10 protein-coding genes are annotated in these 12,784 nt (G+C 70.9%); 4 read left to right on the forward strand and 6 right to left on the reverse strand.

Features of this window, described 5'->3' with window-relative positions; all coding sequences use genetic code 11:
* Nucleotides 1-6 precede the first annotated feature (6 nt).
* Entirely contained in the window at nt 7-1,005 is a 999-nt protein-coding gene (locus tag MYMAC_RS13315; protein ID WP_239989512.1) for a sensor histidine kinase, read from the reverse strand.
* Between the two features lie 323 nt (nt 1,006-1,328).
* On the opposite strand from MYMAC_RS13315, the gene MYMAC_RS13320 reads away from it, so the two are divergent.
* The 3 genes from MYMAC_RS13320 to MYMAC_RS13330 all read left to right on the forward strand — a co-directional run bounded on the left by MYMAC_RS13320 (nt 1,329) and on the right by MYMAC_RS13330 (nt 6,562).
* On the forward strand, nt 1,329-3,320 hold the full coding sequence (locus MYMAC_RS13320) for an alginate lyase family protein (protein WP_095958359.1): 1,992 nt from the start codon (nt 1,329-1,331) through the stop codon (nt 3,318-3,320).
* Between the two features lie 67 nt (nt 3,321-3,387).
* Entirely contained in the window at nt 3,388-4,707 is a 1,320-nt protein-coding gene (locus MYMAC_RS13325; RefSeq protein WP_013939267.1) for a nucleotide sugar dehydrogenase, read from the forward strand.
* A gap of 79 nt (nt 4,708-4,786) precedes the next feature.
* On the forward strand, nt 4,787-6,562 hold the full coding sequence (locus MYMAC_RS13330; protein WP_095958360.1) for a TldD/PmbA family protein: 1,776 nt from the start codon (nt 4,787-4,789) through the stop codon (nt 6,560-6,562).
* 9 nt (nt 6,563-6,571) lie between these two features.
* Here the strand turns inward: MYMAC_RS13330 and MYMAC_RS13335 are convergent, their stop codons facing one another.
* The 3 genes from MYMAC_RS13335 to MYMAC_RS13345 all read right to left on the reverse strand — a co-directional run bounded on the left by MYMAC_RS13335 (nt 6,572) and on the right by MYMAC_RS13345 (nt 9,932).
* Complete coding sequence (locus tag MYMAC_RS13335) at nt 6,572-7,948, reverse strand: hybrid sensor histidine kinase/response regulator (protein WP_095958361.1); 1,377 nt, start codon at nt 7,946-7,948, stop codon at nt 6,572-6,574.
* Nucleotides 7,949-8,082: 134 nt separating this feature from the next.
* A complete protein-coding gene (locus MYMAC_RS13340) occupies nt 8,083-8,943 on the reverse strand; it encodes a gluzincin family metallopeptidase (RefSeq protein ID WP_239989514.1) in 861 nt (286 codons plus the stop codon).
* Nucleotides 8,944-8,996: 53 nt separating this feature from the next.
* Nucleotides 8,997-9,932, reverse strand: a complete 936-nt coding sequence (locus MYMAC_RS13345; RefSeq protein WP_013939271.1) for a metalloenzyme — start codon at nt 9,930-9,932, stop codon at nt 8,997-8,999.
* Nucleotides 9,933-9,964: 32 nt separating this feature from the next.
* Here MYMAC_RS13345 and MYMAC_RS13350 point away from each other — a divergent pair, with 32 nt between their 5' ends.
* Nucleotides 9,965-11,050 carry a DUF4388 domain-containing protein gene (locus tag MYMAC_RS13350; protein ID WP_095958363.1) on the forward strand — a complete coding sequence of 362 codons (1,086 nt, stop codon included), beginning with the start codon at nt 9,965-9,967 and terminating at the stop codon, nt 11,048-11,050.
* 15 nt (nt 11,051-11,065) lie between these two features.
* Here MYMAC_RS13350 and MYMAC_RS13355 read toward each other — a convergent pair whose 3' ends face one another.
* Entirely contained in the window at nt 11,066-12,187 is a 1,122-nt protein-coding gene (locus MYMAC_RS13355; RefSeq protein ID WP_095958364.1) for a GTP-binding protein, read from the reverse strand.
* A 342-nt stretch (nt 12,188-12,529) separates the two neighbouring features.
* Nucleotides 12,530-12,721: a 50S ribosomal protein L28 gene (rpmB, locus tag MYMAC_RS13360; protein WP_013939274.1), complete on the reverse strand. Its 192-nt coding sequence runs from the start codon at nt 12,719-12,721 to the stop codon at nt 12,530-12,532.
* Between the last annotated feature and the right edge of the window lie 63 nt (nt 12,722-12,784).

Genomic DNA, 12,784 nt, shown 5'->3' on the forward strand with positions numbered 1-12,784 from the left:
GGCGCCTCACGCGTCGCGCGGCGCCACGGGCACGGTGTCGTCCACCGGCAGGTGGACCACCCAGCCGTTGCCCGTCTCCTCCGGCAGCGAGAGCCCGCCGCGCAGCCGCTGCGTCAGGTGCCGCAGCAGGGTGAGGCTCTTCTCCGGCAGCGCCTTTCCGCTCCGCAGGGTGACGCGGAGCTGCCACACGCCCGCGTCCCCCGCGGACTCCACGCGCACCGCGGCGGGCGCGCCCGAGGACGCCACCGCGCGGGCCAGCGTGCGCACCAGCAGCTCCACATCGTCGCGGGGGCCCGGGACGGCCACGGGGCGGTCCGGGAGCGTCATCGTCGTGTCCACGGCGCGGTGGCCCCGCGCCGAGGGGATGAAGGCGGTGCGCAGCAGGGGGCGCAAGTCCTCCACGCCCTCATGCCGCACCTTCGCGAGCCGGCGCTCGATGATGGCGCTCTGGTCGTCCGCCGAACGGCGCAGCCGCTCCAGATAGCGTTGGATGGGAGCCGTCAGCCCGCCCGTCGTGCCCTTCAGCATCATGTCCACGTATCCCTTGATGACCATCAATGGTGTCCTGAGGTCGTGTGACGCCCGGGAGCGCTGGTGCTCCTGGTGCGTCAACCGCCGCGTCAGTCGCTGCTGCGTCTTCAGGAGCTGCACCTGCCGCGCCGCCGCGTCCTGCTCGCGGGCTCGGGCCGCCAGCAGGGCCGCGCCGAACGCGGACATCCGGGCCAGCACGCGCACCTCCCGGGCCGTGGGCAGCTCCGGCCACACCACCAGGACAGGCCGGCGGCTCGGCCCGGGAGACGCACGCGGCAGCGCGCCCAACCCCGTCCGCGCCACGTAGACGCGCCCGTCATGGAACGCGGCCCCGGAGGCGCCCGTGAGGCGCTGGGCCTCCTGGACCAGGGCCTCCAGCCCCGCGCGTGCCCCGCACCGGAATGCGCGCTCGGCGGCTCTCGCGAGCGCCTGCTCCACCCCTGCATCGAGGTCGTCCTCGATGCGCCACCCCATCCAAGCACCGTCCAGCACACCGGAAGGTATGAGCACGCCCCGCGCACGCCGCAACGCTGCGCAAGGTGAGAGGCCGGCGCCCATCAGTCGGAAATCCTTTTCCCTCCAGGGCGTGTGATCCCCCCACTTTTTACCGTCAGGGGGAACGGAGCGACCCCGCAACCCCGCTCAATTCCTGAGAACACGCTCCTGGCCGGGCACTTGCTAACGGCATCCGGCACGGGTGGCGGAAGGGGCGAATGGGGACTCTCGATTACTACGCGGCAATCGCTCGACTTGCTCCAGGTGGACTGGCGCGCAGCGCGGTCCGGCGTGTTCAAGGCGTGGCGCGGCAGGCGCTCTACCGTCGGCGCGAGCGCGCGGACGAGGTGCAGCTCCTCGAGTGCTACGGCGCGGCGGATGGCGCGGAGCTGGTGGAGCTGGCGCTGGGCCAGCGCGGCTCGCGCGGTTGGTGTGAGGTGTCGCAGCGCGCGTCGGTGCTGGAGGCGCTCGCCTCGGTGCCCGGCGGGGTGGAGCGCGCCCGGGCCCGCGCGCAGGCGGCGCTCCGGCAGGAGTGGGACCTCTTCGGTACGCCGGTGTCCTTCGGCGAGGGCCGCCCGGTGGATTGGTCCCTGGACCCGGTGAGCGGTCACCGCTACCCGCTGGAGCCGGTGGAGCGGCTGTCGCTCGCCGTGACGGGGAGCGACCCGAAGTACCCGTGGGTGATGGGCCGGCTCGACAGCGTCGTGGCGCTGGGCCAGGGCTACTGGGTGGAGACGGCCGCCGAGGCGCGCGCGCGGCTGGCGCGCGCCTTCGTGGCGCAGGTGCTGGACTTCCTCCAGGCCAACCCCGTGGGCCAGGGCGTGCACTGGACGTGCGCCATGGAGGTGGCGCTGCGCGCCGCGAACCTGGCGCAGGCGCTGGCCATGTTCTCCGACGCGCCCGAGGTGGCGCGGCCGGACTTCCTGGTGCCGGTGCTGGGCGCGCTGGCCGAGCACACCGCCTGGGTGGAGGCCCACCTGGAGGACCGGGGCGCGGTGCCCAACAACCACCTGGTCTCCAACTATGTGGGCCTGCTGGTGGTGGGCCTGCTCTTCCCGGAGCTGCCGGGCGCGCCGCGGCACGTGTCGCTGGCGGTGGGCGGGCTGCGAGAGCAGATGGAGAAGCAGGTGCACCTGGAGGGCACGTCCTTCGAGGGCTCCATTCCCTATCATCGCCTGTCGGTGGAGCTCTTCACCCTGGCGTACCTCACCGCGCGCGGCGCGGGCGTGCCGCTGGGGCCCAGGTACGAGGCCCGGCTGCGCCGCATGTTCCACGCCGTGCGCGCGTGGTGCTCCGAGCAGGGGCTGGCGCCACAGATTGGCGACAACGACTCCGGCCGCGTCTTCCCGCTGCGCGAGCGCGAGGACAACGCGCACGGCTACCTGGTGGGGCTGGGCGCGGCGCTCTTCGGTGACGCGGGGCTGGGCGGCGGCGAGCTGGTGGACGAGGCCGCGTGGCTGCTGGGCCGCGCCGGGCAGGCGCGCTTCGCCGCGCTGGCGCCCGCGCCAGAGCCCGTGTCGGTGAGCTTTCCGGAAGGTGGCTTCCACATCTTGCGCGGCGCGGGGGTCGTTATCACTGTCAGCGCCGGCAAGCAGGGACAAGGTGGGGTGGGGGGACACAGCCACAACGACAAACTTTCATTCGAGCTCCACGTCGACGGGCGCCCCGTCATCGTGGATCCGGGCACCGGCACCTATACGCGTGAGCCCGCGCTGCGGAACTGGTTCCGCGGAACGGCCGCGCACAACACGGTGCAGGTGGATGACGCGGAGCAGGCGTCCCTGGACCCGGCGCGCCTGTTCGCGCTGCCGGAGGAGGCTCGGGCGCGGGTGGTGGCCTTCCTGCCGGGGAAGTCGGTGGACAGGCTGCTGGTGCGGCATGACGGCTACCGCCGGCTGCCGGCGCCCGTGGGGATTGAGCGCACGTTCCGGCTGGACCGGGGCGAGCGCGCTCTGGCCGGACGTGACCGCTTCGTGGGCACGGGCCGGCATGACGTGGTCGGCAGGTTCCATCTGCCGGATGAACAGGCGCGAGTGGTGTCGCCTCAGGTGCAGGTCCTGTCACGCGCGGGTCGTGTGATGGAAGAGCCGGTGTCGTTCGAGCCGCTCGTGGTGGAGCTGGGCCCGGAAGGGGCCCCGCTCGCCTGGGTGGTGCTGGAGCAGGGCCTGACGGCGCGGTTGGTGCCGTCGAAGTTTTCGCCAGGGTACGGGCGGGTGGTGCCGTCGTTGGCGGTGGAGTTCCGGGGGCAGGTGACGCCTCCGGCGTGGCTGAGGTGGGTGGTCGTTTTCCGCTGAGTGTCGGGTCGGGACGTGACCGTCTTAACGGCACGTCGCATCAGGAGAGGTGAGGACGATGAGGGTGATGGTGAGCAGCCCGCTGCTGGATCGCATCAAGAAGCGGGACGCGCGGGTGGGTGTGGTCGGGCTTGGCTACGTCGGTCTTCCGCTGGGCATGGCCTTCGCGGAGGCGGGCTTCCCGGTGATGGGGCTCGACATCGACAAGCGGAAGATTGACAAGATTGAAAAGGGGGAGAGCTACATCAAGCACATCCCCAGCGCGCCGCTGTCGGAGCTGAGCAGGTCAGGCAAGCTGAAGGCCACCACGGACTTCGCCAAGGCGAAGGACATGGACTGCGTCATCATCTGCGTGCCCACGCCGCTCACCGCGTCGCGTGAGCCGGACATGAGCTACATCATCCAGACGGGCGAGGCGCTCGCGCCGCACGTGCGTCCCGGACAGCTCTTCATCCTGGAGTCCACCACGTATCCAGGGACGACGGAGGAGGTGCTCAAGCCGCTGCTGGAGAAGAACGGCCTCAAGGCGGGCAAGGACTTCTACCTGGCCTTCAGCCCCGAGCGCGAGGACCCGGGCAACAAGAGCTTCAACACCAAGACGATTCCGAAGATTGTCGGCGGCTACTCGCCCGAGTGCTCCGAGGTGGCCGCGGCCCTCTACGGCAGCGCGCTGAAGGAAGTGGTGCCGGTGTCCTCCACCCGCGTGGCGGAGCTGGCCAAGCTGCTGGAGAACATCTTCCGCTGCGTCAACATCGCCATGGTCAACGAGATGAAGATGCTCTGCGACCGGATGAACGTGGACGTGTGGGAGGTCATCCAGGCCGCGAGCACCAAGCCCTTCGGCTTCATGCCCTTCTTCCCGGGCCCTGGCCTGGGCGGGCACTGCATCCCCATTGACCCGTTCTACCTGACGTGGAAGGCGCGCGAGTACGAGTTCCACACCAAGTTCATCGAGCTGGCCGGCGAGGTGAACTGGCAGATGCCGTACTACGTGGTGCAGCGCACCATGGAGGCGCTCAACAAGAACAAGCAGACGCTCAACGGCGCGAAGGTCCTCTGCCTGGGCGCGGCGTACAAGAAGGACATCGACGACATGCGCGAGAGTCCTTCGCTGCGCATCATGACGCTGCTGGCGGAGAAGGGCGCGGACCTGTCGTACCACGACCCGTACGTCCCGGAGCTGCACAAGGGCCACGGCTTCAACATGGAGATGAAGTCCGTGCCGCTGAAGCCGGAGACGCTGGGCCAGTACGACGCGGTCCTCATCCTCACGGACCACTCGGACATCGACTACGCCATGGTGGTGGACCGCGCCAAGGTCGTCATCGACACGCGCAACGCCACCAAGGGTGTCAGCAAGGGTCGTGAGAAAGTGACGAAGGCCTGACAGTCACCAGCCGCCCGCCCGGATACCGACCCTCCGGGCGGGGGGCCCCACGTTCACGGATACCGCCCGGGCGGCATCCGTGAGCGCGGAGCTGCTCGTATCGTGGAGGGGATGGGCTAGTGTCGGGGCCGTGCAAGCCCTCCTTCGAACCGTGTTTCCCCTGCTGGCTCTCTCGGCGCTGCTGACGGCGGCGGCGCCGGTGCCGGATGCGCGCGTGAAGCTGCTGGACTCGATGTCCGCCGAGCTGGCGCGCAACCACCAGCAGTTGAAGATGCAGAACCACGAGCCCCCGTACTTCATGAGCTACCAGCTCAAGGACTACGAGCAGTACGTGGTCTCCGCGCGCTACGGGGCGCTGTTCATGGACGACGGCTACCGCGAGCGGAAGCTGTACGTCGACGTGCGCGTGGGGGACTACGACTTCGACAGCTCGGTGGTGGAGGGGCTGGAGTTCACCTTCTCCAGTCGGGGCACCAGCTACGTGTCGCGCAAGGAGGGCCCGCTGGATGACTCGCCGCTGGCCCTGCGCACCGCGCTGTGGCTCATCACCGACGAGAAGTACAAGTCCGCGCTGTTCCAGTACCTGAAGAAGAAGGGCGAGCGGGTCTACGCGGTGGAGGACCCGAAGCGCCCGCCGTCCTTCTCGCGCGAGAAGCCGGTGCGGCACGTGTCGCCGCCGGTGACGGCGCCGTTCAACCGCGAGCGCTGGGTGAAGCTGGCCCGCAGCGTGTCGGCGCGCTTCAACGCGCACCCGGAGCTGTTCGACTCGGAGGTGCGCGTCACCAAGGACAAGGTGACGCGGCTGTTCGTGTCCTCGGAAGGCAGCCGCATCATCACCGAGGAGATGCTGTACGGCCTGCACGTCTCCGCCGTCACGCGGGCGCCGGATGGCCAGCTCCTGGACAACTCGCGCGACTTCTACGTGCCCACGGAGGCGGGGCTGCCGGACGCCGCGCGGCTGGAGAAGGCGGCGGATGACGTCATCCGGGAACTGCTGGCCCTGCGCGCGGCGCCCGCCATCGACCCGTACACCGGCCCCGCCATCCTCGCGCCGGAGGCGGCCGGGGTGCTCTTCCACGAGGCCGTGGGGCACCGGCTGGAGGGAGACCGGCAGGACGGCGACAACGAGGGCAAGACGTTCAAGGGCCAGGTGGGCAAGCAGGTGCTGCCGGCGTTCATCTCCATCCACGACGACCCGACGCGGCGTGTGCTGGAGGGTGAGCCGCTCAACGGCTACTACCTCTTCGACGAGGAGGGCGTGCGCGCGCAGCGGGTGACGCTGGTGGAGAAGGGCGTGCTGCGCAACTACCTCCAGGGGCGCCGGCCCGTGGAGGGCTTCCTCCAGTCGAACGGCCACGGCCGCAGCCAGGGCAACCTGAAGCCGGTGGCGCGCATGGCCAACCTGCTGGTGGAGAGCACCCACGGCCTGAGCGACGCGGAGCTGAAGAAGCGCCTGATCGCCGAGGCGAAGCGCCAGGGCAAGCCGTACGGCCTCATCATCCGCGACATCACCGGCGGCAACACCAACACCTCCAGCGCCGGCTACCAGGCCTTCAAGGGCGTGCCGCGCATGGTGTACCGGGTGGACGTGAAGACGGGGAAGGAGACGCTGGTGCGCGGCGTGGAGATTGTCGGCACGCCGCTGTCGGCGGTGAACCGCATCCTGGCCTCGGGGCAGAAGCAGGGCATCTTCAACGGCTTCTGCGGCGCGGAGAGCGGCAACGTCCCGGTGTCCACCGTGGCGCCGGCCATGCTGCTCCAGGAGCTGGAGCTGCAGCGGACCATGGAAGGCAAGGACCGCCCGCCCATCCTCACCAGCCCGGCGGCGCTGGAGGCCCCGCCGGCGGAGCCGTAGCCGCGCGCCTCAGTGCCCCAGCCGCCCGCGGGCGGTGGCCAGCACGCCCTGGAGGCGCTGGGGCTCGAAGGGCTTGGTGAGCAGCGGGTTCTTCACTTCCTTGAGGAAGCGCTGCATCTCCCCGGAGAAGACGCCGCCGGAGATGAAGACGATGCGCTCGTGCAGGCCCGGCCAGGTGGCGCGCACCGCCTCATAGACGTCCATGCCGGTGAGCTCCGGCATCATCAGGTCACAGAGGATGACGTCGAAGTCCGGGGTGGCGCGGATCCGCTCCAGGGCTTCACGGCCGTTGGCGGCGCTGACCAGCTCATGGCCTCGCATCAGCCGGCGCAGCAGGTCCACCACCCGGGGCTCGTCGTCCACCACCAGGATGCGCCGGGCGCGTTGGGGCGGTGGGGCGGCGCGCTCGGCGGCCTGGGGCTGCTCGGGCAGGTCGGCGCGCCGCAGCGTCACCTCCACCGTGGTGCCCTTGCCAGGCTCGCTGTCCACGCGGATGCTCCCGCCCAGCGAGGTGATGATGTCGCGGCAGATGGGCAGCCCCATGCCCATGCCCCCGCCGCGCGTGGTGAAGAACGGGTCGAAGACGTGGGGTAGCACGTCCGGTGGGATGCCCCGGCCGGTGTCGGAGATGGACAGCACCACGACCCCGGGCTCCTCGCGCAGGGCGAGCGTGAGCTGGTTCTCCGAGACGCGCCCTTCGGGGAGGGCCTGCGCGGCGTTGATGACCAGGTTGAGCGCGACCTGGCCCAGCTTCGTCGTCGTGCCCACGACGCGGGGCACGTTCGTCCCGTAGCCGCGCACCACGCGCGCCCGGTGGCGCAGGTGGTTGGCGGCCATGCGCAGCGTGCGCTCCAGGACGGCGGGGAGGTCCACGGGCTCTTCGGTGCTGGAGTCTCCCTGCGAGAGGGCGCGGAGGTCCGCCACGACGCGCCGGATGTGCCGCGCGCCCTCCAGCGCCTCGTCCAGCACCTGGTGGCACTCATCGGCCAGGTGGGCGGGCAGCGCGTGGCAGGGCAACTGCTGCTGGAGGTATTCGATGTTCCCCGTCGTGTACGCGAGCGGGTTGTTGATTTCGTGCGCCAACCCCGCGGCGAGCAGGTTGAGCGACAGCGTCCGGTGCTCGCGCGCCTGCTCCTCGTTCAGCCGCGCCTGCCGCTGCTCGCGCTCCACCGCACACTGGGAGAACAGGGCCTCCAGCTCTCCCCGCATCCGCCGCAGGGCGGCCGTCTCCCGCTGAAGCGACTCGCGGACGGACTCGGACATGTCCGGGGCCGCCACCTGGGTGAGCCGCTCCAACGCCGCGACGGACGCCTGCATGCGTTCCATCAGCGTGGGTCCGTCCGGCACCTTGCCGGACTGAGGCTCCCGGCCGTCCTCCTGTTCCATGGTGTGTGCCCCTCGAACCGAGACCGACGCCGCCCCGCGGCTTCCAGTTTCCCATCAAGTGAGAAGCCTGTCCGCGCCTCTATACACTGCATCCATTGTGCACTTTTAAAAAGTGCAGAGGGAGCGTCAGCGCCTCATTGGAGGGTAGGTAGGGGTGCGACAGGGAGCGGCCTGGCGGGGCGTGGGCGGAGCGGGTGGAGCTGCCGGGCGCCCTTGAAGCCGCGCAGGCGCACGTACCGGCGGAAGTCCTGGAGGAAGCGCTCCTGGGGGACGCCCACGGCCTGCTGGAAGGCGCGGTCGAAGTCCGGGCCCCGGCCCATGGCGTCCAGCACGCCGCGGATGGCGTCCTCGCCGTAGCGGCGCACCAGGAAGGTGAAGGCGTGGTGGGCGGCGCCATACACGACGCCGCTTTCGGCCTGGTAGAGCGCGTCCGCTTGCGACAGCGGGTCCGCGTGGGGGTGCTTGCGCCAGTACTGCTCCAGGTCATCCAGGCTGGAGACGCGGTAGCCCTGTTCGGCGGTGTAGGAGGCCATGCCCTCGCGGAACCAGAGGGGGATGCGCTTGCGTGTCCAGCCGAGCCGGTCCGAGGCCACCTGGTACATGAGGCTGTGGGTGAGCTCGTGCAGCAGCAGCTCATCCACCTGGCCCTGGCTGGCGCCCCGGGAGCTCCAGGTGCGCGGGCTCTGCAGCTCAATCTGCTCGTAGCGGGCCCAGGCGCGCAGGAAGTCATGCCCCGGGCGGTTGGCGGCGCGCTCCAGGGAAGCGTGGTTGGGGTGGACGACGATGGTGACGGTGTCGTCGAAGGTGCCCCAGCGCTGGAGGCGGGGGAGGGCGCGCTCGACGGCGAGCCGGACCTGTCGGGCCGCCTCGGCGTCGCGGGGCTGGTACTCCACGTCGATGCGGGGGCCCACGGGCTCGCGGGTGGCGCCAGCGCCCAGGCCGCGGGTGCCACGGGGGCTGGCGCAGCCGACGAGCAGCCCGAGGACGAGCAGCACCGCTGCCCAACCGGGGCGGTCGTGACGGCACCTGGCTGCTGGCGACACCTGGCTCACTCCACACCCAACCAGCGAAGCACCGCGCGTCCGACGTCGGCCACGGTGGAGAGGGACTCCAGCTCGGGCGCGGGCGGGCCGAAGTAGAGCACGGGCACGGGGTGGAGGGTGTGGCCTCGCGTGGACAGGTCCTCCACGTTGCCGTGGTCGCTGCACACCAGGACGCGGGCGCCCTCGGGCCGCGCGGCCGCCACCGCGCGGGTGAAGGCGTCGAACGCGTCGAGCGCGGCCAGGGCGGCCGTCCAGTCCTGGGCGTGGCCCGCCTCGTCCGCCAGGTAGTGCTCGAAGAAGGTGAAGTCCGCGCTGGAGGCCACCCGCCAGAAGATGGCGGCGGCCTCCTCGGGCGAGCGCTCCGGCGCGGCCAGCCCGTAGGCCCGGGCGCTGGCGCCGGTGATGTCGTGGGTGAGGCCGTCCCCGGCGCGGGCGTCATCCAGCGTCCGCAGGGGGATGCCCCCGGCGGCGAAGGCCAGCTTGGAGGCGGAGGGCTTCAGCTTGCGGCGCGCCTGGGGTGTGAGGACGAACTCCGGCGGTGAGCTGCTGGGGCGGCGCGGGACGTCCAGCGCGTCCAGGTAGGGCGCGGGGTAGGCGTTGGCGAAGGTGGCGGTGCGGCCCGCGGCGCCCAGCCTCCGGACGATGGAGCGGTCCGCCATCAAGCCCCGCAGCGGCGCGTTGGGGTAGCCCAGCACGTGGCGGCCCAGCAGCGCGGGGGCCGGGTCTCCCGTGAGGATGGCCGTCTGGTTGGACGCGGACTGGGGCCGGCCGGGGACGCCGAAGGTCGTGTCCACGGGGATGCAGCGCCCCGAATGGGGCAGGGGCGGGCTGGGGGCGTCCTCGAAGTGGGAGAGGAGGTGTTCCCGGTGGGCGAGCGGGTTGATGGCCGGGTCCTTCCGGCCAATGCCCACACCATCGATGAACAGGAGCGCGACGCGCACGGCTGGGGACTGTATCCTCGAATCCGACACGCATGGCCCTCCACGGCGACCTCTTCAGCTATCCGCTTCCTGAGTTCCTTCAATGGTTGGACAGCTCCCGCAAGACGGGAACGCTCCAGCTTTCCTGGGAGGCGGGCGAGCGCAAACTCTTCCTGCTCTCCGGCCAGGTGGGCGCCACCGCCGCCGAGGGGCTCCGCGGCCGGGTGGCGCGGCTGCTGACCTTGTCCAAGCTGGCCTCCGGGACGAAGGTGCTCGCGGGCTTCGACGAGCTGGCGCGCACCCCGGACGTGGACGCGGCCTTCGACATTCACGGCATCCAGGCGCGGTGGATTCGCGATTTGGGCCGCGAGGAGCTGTTCGCCGCGATGATGGATTTGACCATCGCCGGCCGCGGCACGTTCCACTGGACGGAGGACGCGGACCGCTCCGGCGAGGACTGGGTGCCGTCCGACATGGGCATCCGCGAGCTGCTCTTCGAGTCCCTGCGGTGGGTGGATGAGCAGCCCGACGTGGACAAGGCGCTGCCCATCGACGCGCTCAGCGTGCGCGCGCTGGCGCCGCCGAGCCCCAGCCAGCCGCTGATGCACCGAATCATCCTGGGGCTGTGCACGTCGCCGCAGAACCTGGGGCGGCTGCGCCTGTCCATGGGCGTGTCCCGCTCCTCGGTGACGCGGCGGGTGCACGAGCTGCTGCGGGCGAAGCTGGTGGAGGTGGACGGGGCGCCGCAGGTGGAGGCGGACCCCGTGGCGGAGATGCTGGAGAAGGGCGCGGTGCTGATGCGCGAGGGGCAGTACGACGCGGCGGGCATCGTCTGCGCGTCCCTGCTGGCCAGCGACCCGGCGGACCGGCGCGTGCGCGAGTTCGCGCGGCTGGTGCAGCGCGAGCACGTGGCGGCGCTCTACGCGGACCTGCCGCCGCTGATGGTGCCCGTCATGGTGCATGACCCGCAGGGGCAGGCGCTGCTCAAGCCCGAGGAGCGGCAGATCGCCGGGCTGGTGAACGGCGCCTGGGACGTGTCCACGCTGGTGCTGGCCAGCCCCGCGCGGGAGCTGGAGACGCTGAAGACGCTGGCGAAGCTGCAGCGCATGGGGCTGCTGCAGCTCAGCTTCCCGCGCTGAGCGGCGCGGGCGGGGCTACTCGGCGCTGGGCAGCCCCACCGCGTTGAGCCGGACGAAGACCTGCATCAGCACGTACAGGGCGAAGGCGGCGTCATCCACGCGCAGGTGCGGCTGCGTGGCCAAGCCCTGGAGCCGGAGCAGGTCGGCGCCGTCCACGCGGAGCAGGAAGGCCTGCTGTCCCAGGGAGCCCTCCCCCGCGAAGGCCAGCGCGCGCCGGATGGCATCCGAGCAGGCGGTGACGCAGGTGGCGTAGTCGCCCGTCATGAACGCGGCCTCGGCGGCGCGCGCGTGGTCGAACATGTCGCCCGGCGCCAGGGCGCTGGCCGCGCCCAGCAGCTTGGGGCCGGGCTGGGGGGCGGGGATGGGGGCCGGCTCCAAGCGCGGCTGCGGCATGACGGCCACGGGCGCCACGCGAGGCACCGGCCCGCCACCCTGCGGCGCCTGGGGTGCGGCGGCGCCGGGCTGCTGCTGCCGGTGTTGCAGGTGCTGCGTGAGCTGCGCCTCCAGGCCCGCGGGCTGCGCGCCCGCGGTGGGGCGGGGCGGCGGGACGATGCGCTTGGCGCGCAGGTCCTTGATGACCAGCCGGGTGATGGCCTTGAGCGTGTCGAGCACCCCGCGGCCATTGGCGGCGGACGTCTCCTGCTCCGGGACGCCGCGCGGGTTGAGCTCCTTGCGGAGCACCTCCACCGGCAGCACGCCGTCCAGGTCGCGCTTGTTCCACTGCATCACCAGTGGGAAGCGGTCCAACCGGATGCCGTGCTCGAAGAGGTTCTCCTCCAGGTTGGCCAGGGACTCGCGGTTGGCGTCCATGGCCTCCGGCTGCGAGTCCGCCACGAACACCACGCCGTCGGCGCCCTGGAGCACCAGCTTGCGGGTGGCGTTGTAGAAGACCTGGCCGGGGACAGTGTAGAGCGCGAGCCGCACCGAGCAGTCGCCCACGCGCTCCACCTTCACGGGAAGGAAGTCGAAGAAGAGCGTCCGGTCTCCCTCCGTGGCGATGGACATCATCTCGCCGCGGTGGGCGGGGCGGACCGTCTCGTAGATCTTCCTCAGCGAGGTCGTCTTCCCGGACAGGCCGGGTCCGTAGAAGACGATTTTCGCGGCCACTTCGCGGGCCATCAGATTGACGCTGCTCACGGTGCCAGCTTACCTAGTCCGACTTGACACCTCCCGCCAGTTGACGGCGAGACATTCACCCCGCGCTCATGGGGTGCGGTGCCGGAGGGGGAGCCACGTACTTCAGACAGGCGCGCCAGGATGCGTGCCCGCAAAGCGCCCGCGACGGCTCACACCGCTTTCTCGAAAGGGAGAGACGGTACGAACCGCACGGCTGGCGGCCAATACGTCATGCCACCGGTGAAGCACCGCGCCGCCCGGAAGTCAGGCGGGGCCGCGGCGTCCACACGGGATGAAGTCGCTCGGTGGGGGGCAGTCGCGGTGGTGAGACGCGCGTCATGCCCTCCCTCGAGCGGAAGGACCTCAAGCGGCCTTCACCACCTTGCCCGCCTTGATGCAGCGGGTGCACGCGAGAACGCGCTGGGTGCTGCCCTGAACGCTGGCCCGGATCTTCTGGAGATTCGGCAGGGTCCGCTTCTTGGTCTTGTTGTTCGCGTGGCTGACGTTGTTACCCACCAGCGGACGCTTGCCACACAAGTCACACTTCCACGCCATGACCTCTAACTCCTTGAAAACTGGGGCGTTGGACGCCTGCCGATTAAAAGAGCGGCGGAACCT

The organism is Corallococcus macrosporus DSM 14697, from assembly GCF_002305895.1.
In the GTDB taxonomy this organism is placed as follows: domain Bacteria; phylum Myxococcota; class Myxococcia; order Myxococcales; family Myxococcaceae; genus Myxococcus; species Myxococcus macrosporus.

What these genes read in the sequence shown, in the direction of transcription:
- MYMAC_RS13315 (WP_239989512.1), bottom strand. Translation starts at nt 1,005, where the DNA reads ATGGGGTGGCGCATCGAGGACGACCTCGATGCAGGGGTGGAGCAGGCG.
- MYMAC_RS13325 (WP_013939267.1), top strand. Translation starts at nt 3,388, where the DNA reads ATGGTGAGCAGCCCGCTGCTGGATCGCATCAAGAAGCGGGACGCGCGG.
- MYMAC_RS13335 (WP_095958361.1), bottom strand. Translation starts at nt 7,948, where the DNA reads ATGGAACAGGAGGACGGCCGGGAGCCTCAGTCCGGCAAGGTGCCGGAC.
- MYMAC_RS13350 (WP_095958363.1), top strand. Translation starts at nt 9,965, where the DNA reads ATGGCCCTCCACGGCGACCTCTTCAGCTATCCGCTTCCTGAGTTCCTT.
- rpmB (WP_013939274.1), bottom strand. Translation starts at nt 12,721, where the DNA reads ATGGCGTGGAAGTGTGACTTGTGTGGCAAGCGTCCGCTGGTGGGTAAC.